We start from the raw sequence: 15852 nt of genomic DNA on the forward strand, positions 1-15852 counted from the left end.
TATCCGGTCTTTGCCGGGTCTTTGAATATTTTGAGTAGCACACGCATTCAGCGCATACCACCCCGACACGGGCCTAATGGTCCGCGCCGTTTTTTGTACTCCGCTGATCACCTCTCAAAGGCTCTGGAAGAAGCCCTTCTGGCCGGAAGCGCAAGACGAGTTGCAGCATCAAACCAATCAGGAACAAGCGGATGTATTTTGCCTGGATCGCATATTCATGCGGCAGACGATCTGTTGCAATCTCCGAGACGGACCAAATGATCCAAACCACTGCGGCGCCCAGGATTGCGCCCCGGTTGTTGCCAGACCCGCCAAGGATCAACATGATCCAGACAAGGAAGGTGGCAACCATCGGATCGATCGCTTCTGGAGTGATAGATCGGTTGAAGTGCGCAAACAGCGCTCCGCCCAGCCCCATTAGGGCAGCTCCGAAGATAAAAGCTTCCAACCGCCGGAATTCAACGTCCTTACCCATTGCTTTGGCGGCATCTTCATTGTCCCGGATGGCCCGCATCATGCGGCCCCAAGGAGCGTTGAACTGACGCTCAACCAGGACATATGCAGCGATCAACACCGCTAGAACGATGATCAGATAAGCAATCTGCGATTCCATGTAGCCGATATCGCTCATCGGCCGCGGAATGCCCGGAATACCGCGAGCGCCGTTGGTAAGCACTGGTTCCGACTTGATCACCAGACGAATGATCTCTGCAATTCCAATGGAGGCAATCGCCAGATAATCGGAGCGGAAACGCAAACAGATCTTGCCAATCGGCCACGCGACAACAGCCGCGGCAATCATTGCGCCGATCCAACCGATGATGAAATGCAGATCGAAGCCGCCAATCCGGCCGTCTACCGCCTCAGTCGTTAATATCGCGGATGTATAGGCACCAACGGCAAAGAACCCAGCGATACCAGCATTAAACAGGCCGGCAAAACCCCACTGAATGTTCAGCCCTAACGCCAACAGCGCGTAGATCGCGATGAAGATCGCCATAAAGAGGGCATAGTTTACAAGACCCAAAAACTCCATCTTGTCCTCCCTCCTTAAAGAACCTTGCCCTTGAGCAGCCCGGTCGGGCGCACAAGAAGCATGAACAACAGGATGGCGAAGGCCATCGCGGCTTTGTATTCACTTGGAATGACGAGCACTGACAGCTCTTCAGCAATCCCGACGATCAATCCACCAAGAACTGCTCCTTCAACACGGCCAACACCTCCGAGAATAGCTGCCGCGAACATCGGCAAAAGCATGTGCCAACCCATCATCGACTTCAGCTCGGTGTTAAGTCCAAGGAAGAACCCGGATCCCGCGCACAGTCCACCAGCGATCACCCAAGTCAGGATGATGACCTTCTTGTTGTCGATGCCGGAAAGCAGCGCCAGGTTCGGGTTGTCGGACATGGCCCGCATCGCCTTGCCCCACTTAGATTGGGTCAAGAACAGCTGCAACACACCCACAAGTGCCAGCATTGCGACAACTGTGTAAATCTCACGGTCACGTATTCTCAGTCCGAAATAGTTTTCGGGCCGCACAATTCCGCGCGAATAAGTTTCGGTGTCGACCCCCCAGACAACCTGAACGACCGCCCGGACCATCAATGCGATGCCCAAAGAAGCCATGACGGTCACGATCTTGGGCCGTTCCCGCAAGTGATCATAAAACACTTTGTCGATACCGACCGCCACTGCTGCCGTTGCAATGATGGCAATCGGAAGCGCCGCCAAGGGCGATACCCCGAATGTGGTAACGACAGCGAGCGCAATAAACGCCCCGAGTGTCGCCAAATCTCCGTGAGCCAAATGGGCATACCGTAAGATCGCAAAGATCAACGTGATCCCGACGGCGCCAAGGGCGTAGATTGATCCTAGAACGATGCCTGGGATGACGTAGAAATTTAGAAGTTCAAGCAAATCCATACCGCTCAGCCCCCCAGGAACATTTCGGCGACTTCACGGTCCGCCAGCAAATCGGCTCCTGAGCCTTCATGACGGTTCTTTCCTGCAGCCAGCACATAGCCCCGATCGGCAAATGCAAGCGCTTGTTTCGCATGCTGTTCGACCAGCATAATTGCAATGCCGCTATCCCGGACATCGCGGCAGATCTGAAATATCTGCTCCATATACTTGGGCGACAGTCCAGCCGTCGGTTCATCCAAAAGCAACAGTTTCGGATCCAGCATCATGGCGCGCCCCATAGCGACCATTTGGCGCTGACCACCCGATAAGCTGCCTGCCATTGTTTTGCGGCGTTCTTTTAAGTCCGGAAACAACCCGTAAATCCGATCATAGGCGGCAGACAAATCACCCTTTTTCAAGAATCCGCCCATCTCCAGATTCTCATGGATGGACATTTCCCTGAAGATGTTGTCGACCTGCGGTACGTAGCAGATACCCCGTTGAACGATGCGGTTCGGCGCCCAGCCAGTGATATCGTCACCGTCAAACAGCATTTTACCGCCGCGGATGTTCAACAAGCCGAAGACGGATTTCATGGCTGTCGATTTACCGGCGCCATTCGGGCCCACTATGACGACAATCTCATCGGACTGCACATGCATCGAAACATCCTGCAGGATGTCGGCATCGCCATAACCGCCGGTGATCTTGTCCAAAGAGAGGAGAGCAGTCATGCGGCATCCCCTGTGGTCTCTCCAAGATAGGCTTCCAGCACCTGAGGATTAGAGCGCACTGTTTGAAAGTCGCCTTCAATCAACACTTTACCCTCGGCCATGCAGACGACCGGGTCACACAGCTTTTCAATCATTTCCATGTCGTGCTCGATCAAGATGAAGGTGTAACCGCGCTCTTTATTCAAGAGTTCGATCTTACTCTCCAGCTTGCGCAAAAGGGTCCGGTTCACACCGGCTGCCGGTTCATCCAGTAATACAAGCTTGGCGTCCGTCATCATTGTCCGGCCCAGCTCCAGAAGTTTTTTCTGGCCACCGGACAAATTGCCGGCTCGTTCATGGGCAATGTGGCTCAGCTCCAGAAACTCTAGCGTTTCGTAGGCCTTTTTCTCGACGTCAATTTCCGCCGACTTCACCTGCCCCCAGGAAAACCAATTCGAAAACAGGCTTTCTCCCGGCTGTGATGGTGGAACCATCATCAGGTTTTCAAGCGCCGTGAGTTTGTGGAATTCATGCGGGATCTGAAATGTACGCACCAGTCCTTTATGGAACAGCTGATGGCTTGCCAGACTGGTAACATCCTCCCCCAAAAACCGGATCGTTCCGCTGCTGGGTGCCAGCGCTCCTGCTATTAAGTTGAAGAGCGTTGTTTTTCCTGCTCCATTCGGGCCGATCAGTCCGGTGATACTGCCCTCTTCCACTTGGAATGAGCAGCCATTTACTGCCCGAAACCCACCAAAATTCATTACGAGCTGATTTAGCTCCAGCATCAAAGCTCCTCGCCGCCCCCCGGAAGCGGTCTTTCTTATTTCCTTTGGCCGCGCATTGGTGCTTCAGGCCCACGAAAGGCTCGAGCTTTATGAGTGTTTTACCGCAGCTTCCATCCTTCTAGCTTCATTGACAGATCAATCAACTCATAATCACCGCCCTGCGCACCAGAAAAGGCAAGATTTTCCTGAAACGCGATAGAATTGGTATACGCGATCCTAGTGACTTGCAGGAGACCATAGTTTTTGAACCGGTGATTCAACGCCCGAGCTGAAGGCAGAAAGCAACCGACCGCAGATCTGAAGTGCGTCAACGGCTTAGACAACAAATACAATTTAAACGAGAAAAATGCGATTGAGTCGTCTTGCTGCACCGCGCACAACAACAATCTGTGAATTAGTTCCGAAACAATACAACCCTTGCTTACTCTTAGGAGCCGGAATATCCTTTTCAAGTAAGTGCGAATTTTTGCACCATTTTATCTAAAGTTTTGTAATTCAACATCATGGAGTTAGGGGAATTTTCATCACTCATGCCTATCATCCGCGACGTAGATAGGGTGCGACGGTTTTCTTTCAAACAACAAGAACCACAGGTGTCAGGTACTGTGAATCTTGCGAATATCGCCAACTTGAAACTCTTGCTTGCAGAAGCCTACACTTCTGCATTGAACTAAACTGCCTGCACACGCATGGCTTGGAGAATGACACTGTCTGATCATCTAAACCTAAGAAAATTGGTGCAAGACGACACAGATGAGTCCGATTTTTTGGCTAAAGCGTTGTCCGATTCCAGATTTGATGCCCGGTTGATTAACAGTATTTACGACCGGCTGGATACCGGTGTGTGGATTTTTGATTTCGACGAAAAACGTATAATCTGGGCCAACAACAAAGCGCTTGAGATAACCGGTGCTCCTAACCTGACAGAATTACGGTCCCGTGACATGGGCGCCGACATGTCTCATTCTGTTGAGCAACGTCTCAATCAATACCGGCAGGACTTTATTCAGCGGGACGTCAGCTTTTCCGAAATCTGGACGCTTTATCCCAAAGGCAAAGCCCGGGTCCTCCAAGTCACTTTGAGCGGCATTCGATTGAATGATGGCCGAATGGCCATGCTTGCTGAAGCACGCGACCATCACGAGCAACAGCCTGAGACGTTGAGAAGCGCCGAAGCCCTAATGCACACAACAGTGATGATTTCGCTGTTTGCTATGGGCGGATCACCGCTCTACCGGAATACGGCTGCACGAGCGGCCTGCGTCGATCCAGACACAAATTTCTTCAGCCAGTTTCAAAATCCGGCAGATATTCAACATCTCAAAGAACGCATCGAACGAGATCGGCATGCTCGGATGGTTGCCAAAGTTCGAACAAACGACGGTGATCGCTGGCATGAATTGACGGTCCGCCCTTGCAGCGACGTCGTCACGAGCCAACCGGCCTATCTGGTCAGTGAAATCGATGTGACAGAGTTGCATGAGACCAAAGAGCGGGCACAATATCTCGCAAGCCATGATGCCCTGACCGGTTTGTCCAACCGGACTTTCCTGACCGAACGATTGTCCAAGGTCCTGGCCGCCGCAGCAGCCAAAGGGCTAACGGCTACACTGTATTTGGTCGATCTCGATGACTTTAAACTCATCAACGACACTATGGGGCATGCTGCAGGTGATTCCCTACTGCAGCTGGTGGCTAACCGATTGAAGGAAATCGCCGGCCCTAACGATATCGTTGCCCGCTTAGGCGGCGACGAGTTTTTGATTTGCCACCTGGAAGACCCGGAAGCAGAAGGCCCCGGCTGGTTCGGAAAATCACTGCTTGGCACCTTCAGCTACCAGCAGATCATTGACGGGCGCCCACGCAATATCAGCCTTAGCATAGGGTATTCGCATTATCCGGACGATGGCCGTTCCATCGACAATCTCATCCGCAACGCGGATTTGGCGCTCTATCAAGCCAAACGTGAGCCAAAGGAAAAATGTGTCCGCTTCAAGGATACGATGCGGAAACGCCGCGATGAAAACCTCGCGCTAAAAAAAGACCTCGAGCGGGCGATCCGGGAAGATGAGTTTGTTCTTTACTTCCAGCCGATCGCCTTCACGAAAACCAACCGGACGGTGTCTGCCGAAGCTTTGATCCGCTGGCTACATCCTGAAAAGGGTCTCATCGCGCCAGACCAATTCATTCCGCTTGCTGAAGACACAGGTTTGATCAACGAGATTGGGGCTTGGGTCTGCCGGAGTGTTGCTCAGGCGCAGGCCAGGTTCCAACAGCGCGGATTGAGGATCGCGATTGCGATGAATGTCTCGCCCTGGCAGTTATCTGACCCAGAGTTCACGGCACTCATGATGGATCTGCCCGATATTTACGGCTGTGATCCCAGCCAAATCTCGTTGGAAATCACAGAGAATGTGGTTCTGGGCGAAATCCCGGATGCTTTGACGGCGCTCAAGGAGCTAAAGAACGTCGGCTACAGTATTGTCATCGACGATTTTGGAACGGGTTATTCCAATCTCGCATATTTGTACAACTATCCGATTGACGGCATCAAAATCGACAGGGTGTTCATGAATGACATTTCGACCGGGGGCGCTATCGTCAAGTTGATCCTGTCGCTTGCTGATGCATTGGGCGCCAGTGTGGTCGCAGAGGGTGTCGAGACGGTCGAGCAACGCAATTGGTTGTCCGAAAACGGATGCCACCAGTTCCAGGGATATCTCTATTCCAAACCGATCCCGGAGGATCGGTTTATCGGTTTCTTAGAAGAACAGTCCCACCTAGAGCCTGTCGCATCTAATTGATTCCATTTGATGCATAGAAACGGCTCCTTCGGCTAGGCGCGATCGCGAAACGCGATCTGGTTGATCGTGTGAGCGGTGCAACGCTGCCGATGGGCCCTTTTTCTGCACCCTTCTGTATGAAAAGACATAAGAAAAGGGCCGGACACATTTGCTCACTTGCGACGTTGTTTTGCGCTTATGGTGATCACACCATCGCGCGCAAACCGCCTAGCCAGAGATCAAATGTGTCGCGGTCAAATGAAAACAATTAGATGCGACAGGCTCTAGAAGCTATGTAACCTTCGCGCGGGTTTTGTACTCTGGTCTATTCCAGCTCTCAGTCGCCAGGATATCCGCAAGTATGCTAACCGCATCAACAATGTCCTGATGTGAAAGATACAGCGGTGTGAAACCAAAACGCATCACGTCTGGCGCCCGGAAATCTCCAATAACACCACGAGCGATCAGCGCCTGCATCACCGCGTATCCTTCTTCAAAACGGAAAGATACTTGGCTTCCCCGAACCTCCGGGTCGCGCGGACTTGCCAATGTCAGCTGCGGGCATTTTGCTTCAACTTCTGCAATGAACAATTCACTCAAGGATATGGATTTGCGCCGGATATCGGCCATATCGACATCTTCAAATACCTCCAAAGCGGCATAAAGACTCGACAGAGACAAGATTGCCGGCGTGCCGACCGTCATCCGGTTGATGCCGTGCACGGGCCGGTAGTCCAGATCAAAGGCAAATGGCGCTTCATGCCCCATCCAGCCGGTAATAGGTGAGGTTACTTTGTCCTGATGGCATGGCGCTACATAGAGAAAGGCCGGCGCACCGGGCCCCCCATTGAGATACTTGTAGCCGCAGCCAATAGCAAAGTCTGCCTTAGCCCCTTCAAGATCGACGGGAATGGCGCCAGCTGAATGCGCCAAGTCCCAAATGGCCAAGGCGCCAGCCGCATGTGCCTTTTTCGTTATTCCAGCCATGTCATGCACACGGCCAGTTCGGTAATCCACCTGGGTAATCAGAACTGCTGCGACATCTTCCGAGATCGCCGCTTCAACATCTTCTGGATCGACAATCTTCAGTTCATGCCCGCTATTGAGCAAATCTTTCAAACCGGAGGCGACATATAGATCGGTCGGGAAATTGCCGTTGTCTGACAAGATGACTTTGCGGTCCGGCCGCAGCGACAAAGCGGCAGCAAGAACCTTGAAGACATTTATGGATGTACTGTCACAGGCAACGACCGAGCCGTCGGGCGCCCCAATCAGCCGGCCAATCCGGTTGCCGACACGAACCGGCAAATCAATCCAGCTGTGCTCGTTCCAGGATTTAATCAGGCTGGCGCCCCATTCCTTTTCCACCACTTCAGCAACGCGGGCTGGAACGTTTTTTGGTAGAACGCCGAGGGAATTTCCATCCAGGTAAAACACACCTTCCGGTATTTTGAACGCATCCTTTTTTGTACGCAGGACATCGTTCTTGTCAGAAGGGTGTTGGGATAGCATGGAGATCTCTTGTTCCGGGTCTAGTTAATTATCGGGAGCCGCACGCTATCAAAGGCAGACCAGCGGAACAACTGTTTCCGAATACCCATGCACAATGGGAAAATCTGCTCTGGCTAAAATGTCGCAATCAACACAGTTTTGCTCGCTTAACAACATGTTTGCGAAAAGCAGTCTGGTAGCTTGGGCGTCATCAATCAAACCTCCAGTATCCGCCAAAAGAAGAGCACTCCGCATCGATGTTCATCAGTGTTTTTGATATTTTCAAGATCGGGATCGGTCCCTCCAGTTCGCATACTGTCGGCCCAATGGTCGCCGTGCACAGATACCTCGACCGCCTGAGAGCCAATCCGGGAATTTGTGGCCAGGCGGCACGGCTGACAGTTACGCTGCACGGATCACTGGCGTTCACCGGCAAGGGCCATGCCACTGATAAAGCAGTTTGCCTCGGGCTGCTTGGTGCCACTCCAGATACGCTTGATCCGGATCAGGTTGAACCAATGCTGGAGGCGTTGGAAACGAAACGCCGTTTGCAGGTTGAAGGACTGCTTGATGTTCCTTTTGTTCCGGAAAAGGACGTCATTTTCGATTATGGCCCGGCCTTGCCTCTGCATGCGAACGGAATGACATTCCATCTCATCAGCCAGGATGGCTCGCTCCTTGATAGCTTTGTCTATTATTCCATCGGCGGTGGTTTTGTGGTCAGCGAACAGGAATTGCTCAAGACGACCAACGAGCCAGTCAATGAACTTGCGGTTCAGAACGTTCCATTTCCCTTTGCTTCGGCCAAACAAATGTTGGAAATGGGTCAGGAAGCAGGCCTCACCATCGCCGACATGAAGCTTCGGAACGAGTCCGCAGACAAAGCACGCGACGAGGTTGAGGCAGGGATCGACAAAGTTTGGTCCGCTATGGATTCCTGCATCAACAGAGGCATCACGCAATCTGGAATTCTTCCAGGTGGTTTGAACGTCAAACGGCGCGCCTCTGACATCTACCAGAAGCTAATCAAGGAAGGCCGTAGCAACCCGTTGTTTGAACACAATGTTCTGGACTGGCTGGGCGTTTATGCCATGGCGGTGAATGAAGAAAATGCAGCCGGTGGGCGGGTAGTGACCGCGCCGACCAACGGTGCAGCAGGTGTCATTCCCGCAGTGACACGATATTACCTCGATCATTGCCCAGGTGCCGATACGAATGGTATCCGCACGTTCCTTTTAACTGCGGCTGCCATCGGCGGTATCATCAAGGCAAATGCCTCCATCTCTGGTGCGGAGGTTGGCTGTCAGGGGGAAGTCGGCTCCGCTTCGGCCATGGCGGCCGCAGGCCTATGTGCAGCTCTCGGCGGTACCAATGAACAAATCGAAAATGCCGCTGAAATTGCCTTGGAGCATCATTTGGGCATGACGTGCGACCCAATCGCCGGCCTTGTGCAAGTCCCTTGCATTGAACGCAATGCCCTCGGTGCAGTAAAAGCCGTTACTGCTGCGTCACTGGCCCTGCGAGGGGACGGCACCCATTTCGTTCCGCTTGATGGTTGCATCGAAACCATGCGTCAAACCGGGATGGACATGATGGAACAGTACAAGGAAACCTCTCAAGGAGGGCTCGCGGTCAACATCGTGGAGTGCTGATCTGCAAGCAAAGATCTGGCGTAGTGAGATCAATCGAAACGCTTTTGACTCGCATCTGAGGAAGGCACTTCCATGCCGGTTGTTGTGACGCCCATTTTCGCCGGTCTTTTGGCACTTCTTTACCTGGCTTTGAGTGTGCGGGTCATCAATTCCCGCCACGCAGAACAAATTGCATTGGGTGACAAAGGCAACAGAGCTTTACAACGCCGGATACGGGTGCACAGCAACTTTGCCGAATACACACCATTTGCCTTGTTGCTGATATTAATCCTTGAACTTCAGGGCGCTTGGACATGGCTCACTGCCGGCCTCGGCCTGTTCCTTCTGATTGGGCGATGCTTGCATGCCTATGGTGTCAGCCAGGATCCAGAACCTTTAAAGTTTCGAACAACCGGCACGGCCATAACATTCGGTGTTTTGGGGACAGCGGCATTTGCTACACTTCTGATCCCTCTATTATCTTTTTGAATTCAGTTGCCCTCCGATGGGTCATACCATTTTGACTAGAGCGCGGCCCTAATTCAGGACCCGCGCTCTATCTTCAAATAGTTAGGCGGTGTAATAGGGCGAATTCATTTCCCGGCTGGCCCGCGCTGTAACGCTGGCATCAAACACTCTCGTGTAAAAAGCACAGCCGACATTTGCAGCGGTCTGAGGAAACTGATTGATGGCGAAATCGAGCGCCTGCTCCACAGTTTCAAAGGCATCAAAGCCGCCAAGCGTATGTGTTTGAAGGCCGCTCAACCAAACCTTATTCTGCAATCCAGAAACCTGCTTAAGGTCTTTGTTCCGCTCTTGCCAGTTGAACTCTTTGAACGGTTTGGAGAACTGTAGTTCGGTGTAAACAAACGCGCCCGGTTTCTGATCCGCTGCCTCTCCAAAATGCACCGCTCCCAGGTCTACGCTCGCATCTTTCACAACAGCCGCGTCAAAGACCCTTGTATTGTGAGCCACCCCAAATGAGCGCGGTTCGGTCGGAAAATACTCGGTCACAAACTTTCGAGCGTTGTCGATGCTGTCGAAGGCGTAAAAGCCGCCAACGCTTTGGGTGGAATGCCCATGCAGCCAAGTCTTGTTCAAGAATCCCGGTTGCTCGCGTATGGCTTCATTGATTTTTTCCCAAGGTGCATTTTCGAACGGAACCGAAATCGCGACTTCCGTGTAGACAAAGGCTTGTGGCGTCATTTTCAATTTCTCCTGCGCATTAAGAAGGGTCGGCTGAAGGCCGGCAACCGCTGTGGCGGCTGCCGCACCGGCAATTAATTTCCGCCTCGAAATCTGGAAGTCCGCAGCGGTTTCACTTGGCTGATTTCTGCTCGTCATTCCGTACCTCTCTATCAACTTGCATTATGCAAGTTCATTTGAGTTACGTTATCAAATTGCATTTTGCAAGTTGATTGTGTAAATTTCTGTATGACCAAAAAATCAGACAAATATGATTCCGGATGCCCCATCGCTTTTGGGCTGAACACTTTTGGGGACCAGTGGACACTGCTTGTCATCCGCGACATGGCCATCAAAGGGGCGACAACTTATGGGCAGTTGCTTGAAGGCTGGGAGGGGATCTCAACCAACATTCTTGCGCAGCGCCTGAAACACCTGGAAGCACAAGGGCTAGTGACAAAACATCGGGATCCGGAAAATTGGCGCAGTTTTGTCTATGAACTCACCCAAAAGGGCCGGGATCTCGCCCCGGTGATCTCAGAGATCATCTTATGGAGCGGCAAATACAACACCGTTCCGCATGCCATGACGGACACACTCGAAAAGGTTCGAACCAACAAGCAAGGCTTTGAAGACGATATCCGGACCGGCAAACTGCCCTAAGATTCAAGCGTGTATCTAAGAAAACGACTTGCCTGAAAGTTAGATTTGCTGCAGCCGCGTTTTATGGGCGTGGGCGATGTGCAAACGGGCTGCTGCTTCGGCTGTATCTGGATTTCCATCGGCAATCGCGTTGACGATGGCCGCATGTTCTTCGACCGCCGTTTCCCGGCGCTCCGGGGTGTCCAGCGTCGTTCCGGCCATCAGGATCAGCGACAGCCGCAAATGTTCGATTTGATCAACCAGATAGCGGTTGTGGGATGCCAGGCATAGGCGGCGGTGAAATTCCCGATTTGAGCGCACAAGGCTGTCCTTGTCAGCGATCCTCTGACGGTCTGCTACCACGAGATCTTGAAGGATCTCAATTTCCGGTTTGGAAGCATGTTTTGCAGCAAGGCCTGCGGCCGTCCCTTCAAGAACCTCGCGCATGAAATAGACTTCGTTGATCTGATTGTGGTCAAGCGTTGGAACCACCATGCCGCGGTTCGGCTCGTGGACCGCCAAACCCTGCGCTTCAAGCCGCTTCAGCCCTTCGCGGATGGGTGTGCGCGATACGCCAAATGTTTCTGCAAGGTCCGCTTCGCGCAGGCGGTCTCCCGGCTTTAATGTGCGCTCTTCGATGAGGCCAATCAGCCGGTGGTAGATTTCAGATCCGTTCATGCCAAATCTGATAGCCTGTCTCGGCGCTTATGCGCAAGCTGGGCAGCGCATTTCACCTTCTTTGCCGCCCACGACTTGATCCGGGCCAATGTTTGAGGTCCCGGAACAAGTCCGGGACAGCTCGATATATTTGCGACTTAAGCTACAGTCTTAATGCAGACGCACGCCTTGGCGTTTCAGTTCACCCTGCAACAAAGAGATATCCATGGCGTTGAGATCAATGCCGTGTTTGATCGAAATGGCCGCTGCAACACCTGCGCCCTGCCCCGTTACCGTGCAGCACATCATGTTGCGGGTCGCCGCGTGGCTAACCTTGTCACCGCCGGTTGCCCGGCCGGCGACCAGAAGGTTTTTAACCCTTTTCGGCAACATGGTCCGGTACGGCAGCTGGAAATAGCGGCCAGTCGTCGGCAGGATCAGGATGCCATAGCCATCGATAAACTCCGGAAAGATGCCAACGCTGTCGTCAAAACGGCCCTGCTCACGCACATCGTGCCCAGTCATGTCATAGGCGGCCAGGATTTTGCGGGTGTCGCGGATGCCGATGGTCATACCGAAGTTGCGCAGCTTTGCGGCCTCGCAGCCCGGCTGATAACGCTTCAGCGCTTCAACCGCCAGCATGGCTTGGCGGCGTCCCTCGATTTCGTTTTTCGTCATGGAATCGGGATCGGTGCCGTCACATTCCGGCAAATGCACCAGGTTCAGATAGGTGAGATCACCGCTGTCATAGACCGCGCCCCAAGTGCCGGAAATGGTCTGCAAATGGGCCGGAATGATGCCGGCTTCCAAAGCTTGTTTGAACGGTTTTTTCAGGAACGGTGAGAACATAGCGTCCTCTTTGCCAGTGGTTTCCACCGTCCACTCGCCGCTTTCCCAGTCCTTATAGGTGTGCGGATCGGCCTTGACCGCATCCATGAATTTTTTCTTATCGACGCCGTTCATGGAGAACATAACAGAGGCCGCCTGCATTTCTTCAATCGGCGTCTTGCAGGTCTCGGCACCTGCCCGGTAAGCAATGTCCGCATCGCCGGTTGCGTCGATCACGCGTTTAGCCAGGATCGCTTCGCGCCCTGCCTTGCTCTCGGTAATGATGCCCTTGATTTCATTGCCATCCATAATCGGCGCAGCAAAGGCCCGATGCATCATCGGCCGGATACCCGCCTCTTCGACAAGATTGTCGGCAACCAGTTTGAATCCTTCAGCGTCAATCGCATCGCTGTCAGATTGTGGTTCCGGTGTGGTCGCGCCAGCTTCGCGGGCCCGGCTTTCAAACTCGCGGCCGACACCTTCTGTGTCGATGGTTTTTTCGTGCCGGTACCAGGCAAAGCCCTCCACCCCAACGGCTGTGATGTTGCCACCCAAACAACCGAACCGCTCCACCAAGGTGACATCAACGCCAGCGCGCGCGGCGCCGAGAGCCGCAGCCAAACCGCCGGGGCCCGACCCGACGACAAGAACATCGGTCTCGTGAATGACATTGATTTCGCGCGCGGGTTCCGTGATCGTTTTCACGCTTCCTCCAAAACAACTTTCCAAACTACCGCACGGATTATGTGCCCGGCTGGTAGATCTTGCCGCAAGTAACCGGGCGTTTTGCCCCAGTCGTTTCAGGGAAGGTTGCCGGCAGTCCGGCCAAGAGCCGTCCGCCTATGAAGGCCATCGCCTGAGCCTCAAGCGCATCGCCATCAATCTTGAAAACATCAGCGGAGACAACGTCACCGGACAGCTCTTCCTGCAATTCGCGCAGTAACACAGGATTATGCCTCCCGCCACCACAGATCAGCCACGATTTTGGCTGCTGAGGCAAAAGTGTTTCTGCGTGAGAAACAGCCCGCACTGTGAAGGCAAGTAAGGTGGCCGCACCATCCTCCAGACTTAGCCCTTCAACAAAAGCGCCGGAAAAACTGTAGCGGTCCAGAGACTTTGGACCTGGCTCGGACAAATACGGGTGTTTGAGCGCGTCCGCCAACCTGTTTTCCGCCACCTGCCCCTTGGCAGAAATCTCACCACGGGCATCAAAATTGCCTTTCCCGTGCTGGCGCACCCAATCGTCCAGAAGCGCATTTCCCGGACCGATATCAAAAGCGAGAATGTCGTCGCCATCGATGTAGGTTAGGTTAGACACACCACCGATGTTTAAAAAGCACATCGGCTCCTTGTCCGAACCGACCAGCGACCGGGCCAACGCCTGATGATAAACGGGGACAAGCGGAGCGCCCTGGCCGCCTTCGGCCATGTCCGCCAGCCGGACATCGCCAATGACCTGGATACCCAAAGAATTGGCAAGCATGTGCGGATCACCGAGCTGCACGGTTTCTCCGGCAGCTGGATCATGCCATACGGTTTGGCCATGAAAGACGATGGCATCCGGCGACAGGTTTTCCCTACTGAGGAAGTTTGTTATCGCTGAGATATGATCTTCGGTAACGGCGCGTGCCAGATCCGGCCATTGCTCGCGGCCGGCACCCTTTTTCGCCGCTGCCTCTAAGACACGTGTCCGGGTATCAGGCCGATAACTAACCGTGTCCGCCGCGCCAAAACCTAAGACTTGCTGGCCATCTGTAGAAATTTGCGCCAGGTCGATACCATCGGCGGAGGTCCCGCTGATGGTACCGACGATGGACCAGGCCGTCATAAGTTTGCGGCCGCCCGAAGGCCGTCTTCGGCTATATCGAACATTTCGTTGACTTGGGCTTCCGTGATGATCAGCGGCGGGCAGAAGGCCATTGCATCCAGCATGTTGCGGGATATCAGGCCCCTTTCATGGAACATTGCATTGGTTTGCGCGCCCAAGGCCCCAGGTGTGTCCGCCAGAGCTTCATGATGGAGCTCTGCCGCCCCGATCAGCCCGACACCTCTGGTCTCAACGACCAACGGGTTCTCTGCCAGCTGCGCCAAACGTTTCTGGAAAAGCGGTGCAACGGCGCGGGCATTGCCCACAAGATCCCGCTCTTCAATGATCTTCAGATTTTCAAGCGCAACAGCCGCCGCCACTGGATGGCCACTGCCGGTATATCCATGTCCCAGAACCCCAATCTTGTGCGATTCATCGGCGATCGGCTGGTAGACATCATCGTTGATCAACAGGGCGGAGATCGGCTGATATGAGGACGACAGCGCCTTGGAGAGCGTCATGATGTCCGGCTGAAGCTTATAGGTTTCCGTGCCGAACATATTGCCGGTCCGGCCAAAGCCGCAGATGACTTCGTCTGCCACAAACAAGATGCCGTATTTTTTCAGTACCGGCTGAACCGCTTCCCAATATCCGTCCGGCGGCACAATAACGCCGCCAGCGCCCATAACCGGTTCAGCGAAAAACGCGGCAATTGTTTCGGGGCCTTCCGCCATGATGAGGTCTTCCAGATCTTGTGCGCAGCGCTTCGCGAAATCAGCTTCGCTTTCGCCATCCTTCTTTTGACTGCGATAGTGCGGGCAGGTCGTATGCAGGACTTGGGGCAACGGCAAATCAAAAGACCGGTGGTTGTTCGGCAGGCCTGTGAGGCTGGCGGACGCAATCGTCACACCGTGATACCCACGTACCCGTGAAATCACCTTCTTGCGTTGTGGCTGACCGAGCGCATTGGAGCGGTACCAGATCAGCTTGAGCGCCGTATCATTTGCCTCTGACCCGGAGTTGGTGAAATAGACCTTGGACATCGGCACCGGCGCCATCTCGATCAGCTTTTCGGCAAGTTCGATCGAGGGGCCGTGTGTCTTGTAGGTGAAGGTGTGATAATAGGGCAGCTTTTCCATTTGGCGGGTTGCGGCCTCCACCAGGCGCTTTTCGCCAAAGCCGACAGCCACGCTCCAGAGGCCAGCGAGGCCTTCGATATAGCGTTTGCCATTGATGTCCGTAACATAGATCCCCTCACCCTTGTCGATGACAAGCGCTCCAGTTTCCTCCTGTTTGCGGGCGTCCGCGTAGGAGTGCAGTTGGGCCGCGATGTCGCGGGCTTCGAGGGAATTGGGGAGCTGCGCCATGAAACGCCTCTAAATTTTGGTGGTGATCAATAGATGGGAGCCCTGCGCAAATCCGTTG

14 protein-coding genes are annotated in these 15852 nt (G+C 53.7%); 4 read left to right on the forward strand and 10 right to left on the reverse strand.

Going from position 1 to position 15852, the window contains the following annotated elements; all coding sequences use genetic code 11:
* Nucleotides 1-73: 73 nt before the first annotated feature.
* Genes FJ695_RS27430 through FJ695_RS27445 form a run of 4 tightly spaced genes read right to left on the reverse strand, consistent with a single transcriptional unit; the run spans nucleotide 74 to nucleotide 3403 of the window.
* Nucleotides 74-1036 carry a branched-chain amino acid ABC transporter permease gene (locus FJ695_RS27430; protein WP_141188405.1) on the reverse strand — a complete coding sequence of 321 codons (963 nt, stop codon included), beginning with the start codon at nucleotides 1034-1036 and terminating at the stop codon, nucleotides 74-76.
* A 14-nt stretch (nucleotides 1037-1050) separates the two neighbouring features.
* Nucleotides 1051-1923 carry a branched-chain amino acid ABC transporter permease gene (locus FJ695_RS27435; RefSeq protein WP_141188406.1) on the reverse strand — a complete coding sequence of 291 codons (873 nt, stop codon included), beginning with the start codon at nucleotides 1921-1923 and terminating at the stop codon, nucleotides 1051-1053.
* A 5-nt stretch (nucleotides 1924-1928) separates the two neighbouring features.
* Nucleotides 1929-2636 carry an ABC transporter ATP-binding protein gene (locus FJ695_RS27440; RefSeq protein WP_141188407.1) on the reverse strand — a complete coding sequence of 236 codons (708 nt, stop codon included), beginning with the start codon at nucleotides 2634-2636 and terminating at the stop codon, nucleotides 1929-1931.
* Nucleotides 2633-3403: an ABC transporter ATP-binding protein gene (locus FJ695_RS27445; RefSeq protein WP_141188408.1), complete on the reverse strand. Its 771-nt coding sequence runs from the start codon at nucleotides 3401-3403 to the stop codon at nucleotides 2633-2635. Before FJ695_RS27445 ends, FJ695_RS27440 begins: the two co-directional genes overlap by 4 nt.
* Nucleotides 3404-4104: 701 nt before the next feature.
* Here FJ695_RS27445 and FJ695_RS27450 point away from each other — a divergent pair.
* Nucleotides 4105-6207 (forward strand): bifunctional diguanylate cyclase/phosphodiesterase, encoded by a 2103-nt coding sequence (locus FJ695_RS27450; RefSeq protein WP_141188409.1) that lies wholly within the window; start codon nucleotides 4105-4107, stop codon nucleotides 6205-6207.
* 270 nt (nucleotides 6208-6477) lie between these two features.
* On the opposite strand, the gene kynU is transcribed toward FJ695_RS27450, so the two are convergent.
* Complete coding sequence (gene kynU / locus FJ695_RS27455; RefSeq protein ID WP_141188410.1) at nucleotides 6478-7698, reverse strand: kynureninase; 1221 nt, start codon at nucleotides 7696-7698, stop codon at nucleotides 6478-6480.
* 236 nt (nucleotides 7699-7934) lie between these two features.
* On the opposite strand from kynU, the gene FJ695_RS27460 reads away from it, so the two are divergent.
* Together FJ695_RS27460 and FJ695_RS27465 are read left to right on the forward strand one after the other, a co-directional pair.
* A complete protein-coding gene (locus FJ695_RS27460) occupies nucleotides 7935-9329 on the forward strand; it encodes an L-serine ammonia-lyase (protein WP_141188411.1) in 1395 nt (464 codons plus the stop codon).
* Between the two features lie 72 nt (nucleotides 9330-9401).
* Nucleotides 9402-9797 (forward strand): MAPEG family protein, encoded by a 396-nt coding sequence (locus FJ695_RS27465; protein ID WP_141188412.1) that lies wholly within the window; start codon nucleotides 9402-9404, stop codon nucleotides 9795-9797.
* A gap of 81 nt (nucleotides 9798-9878) precedes the next feature.
* Here the strand turns inward: FJ695_RS27465 and FJ695_RS27470 are convergent, their stop codons facing one another.
* Nucleotides 9879-10652, reverse strand: coding sequence for a YdhR family protein (locus FJ695_RS27470; protein ID WP_141188413.1), 774 nt, complete (start codon nucleotides 10650-10652; stop codon nucleotides 9879-9881).
* A 90-nt stretch (nucleotides 10653-10742) separates the two neighbouring features.
* On the opposite strand from FJ695_RS27470, the gene FJ695_RS27475 reads away from it, so the two are divergent.
* Entirely contained in the window at nucleotides 10743-11156 is a 414-nt protein-coding gene (locus tag FJ695_RS27475) for a helix-turn-helix domain-containing protein (RefSeq protein WP_141188414.1), read from the forward strand.
* 39 nt (nucleotides 11157-11195) lie between these two features.
* Here the strand turns inward: FJ695_RS27475 and FJ695_RS27480 are convergent, their stop codons facing one another.
* From FJ695_RS27480 to FJ695_RS27495, 4 genes are all read right to left on the reverse strand, one after another.
* On the reverse strand, nucleotides 11196-11813 hold the full coding sequence (locus tag FJ695_RS27480; RefSeq protein WP_141188415.1) for a GntR family transcriptional regulator: 618 nt from the start codon (nucleotides 11811-11813) through the stop codon (nucleotides 11196-11198).
* 150 nt (nucleotides 11814-11963) lie between these two features.
* A complete protein-coding gene (locus tag FJ695_RS27485) occupies nucleotides 11964-13325 on the reverse strand; it encodes an FAD-dependent oxidoreductase (protein WP_141188416.1) in 1362 nt (453 codons plus the stop codon).
* Nucleotides 13326-13362: 37 nt separating this feature from the next.
* Nucleotides 13363-14448, reverse strand: a complete 1086-nt coding sequence (locus FJ695_RS27490) for an anhydro-N-acetylmuramic acid kinase (protein WP_141188417.1) — start codon at nucleotides 14446-14448, stop codon at nucleotides 13363-13365.
* Nucleotides 14445-15794 carry an aspartate aminotransferase family protein gene (locus FJ695_RS27495; RefSeq protein WP_141188418.1) on the reverse strand — a complete coding sequence of 450 codons (1350 nt, stop codon included), beginning with the start codon at nucleotides 15792-15794 and terminating at the stop codon, nucleotides 14445-14447. Before FJ695_RS27495 ends, FJ695_RS27490 begins: the two co-directional genes overlap by 4 nt.
* Nucleotides 15795-15852 lie beyond the last annotated feature (58 nt).

Source organism: Labrenzia sp. PHM005, from assembly GCF_006517275.1.
Classification (GTDB): Bacteria; Pseudomonadota; Alphaproteobacteria; order Rhizobiales; family Stappiaceae; genus Roseibium.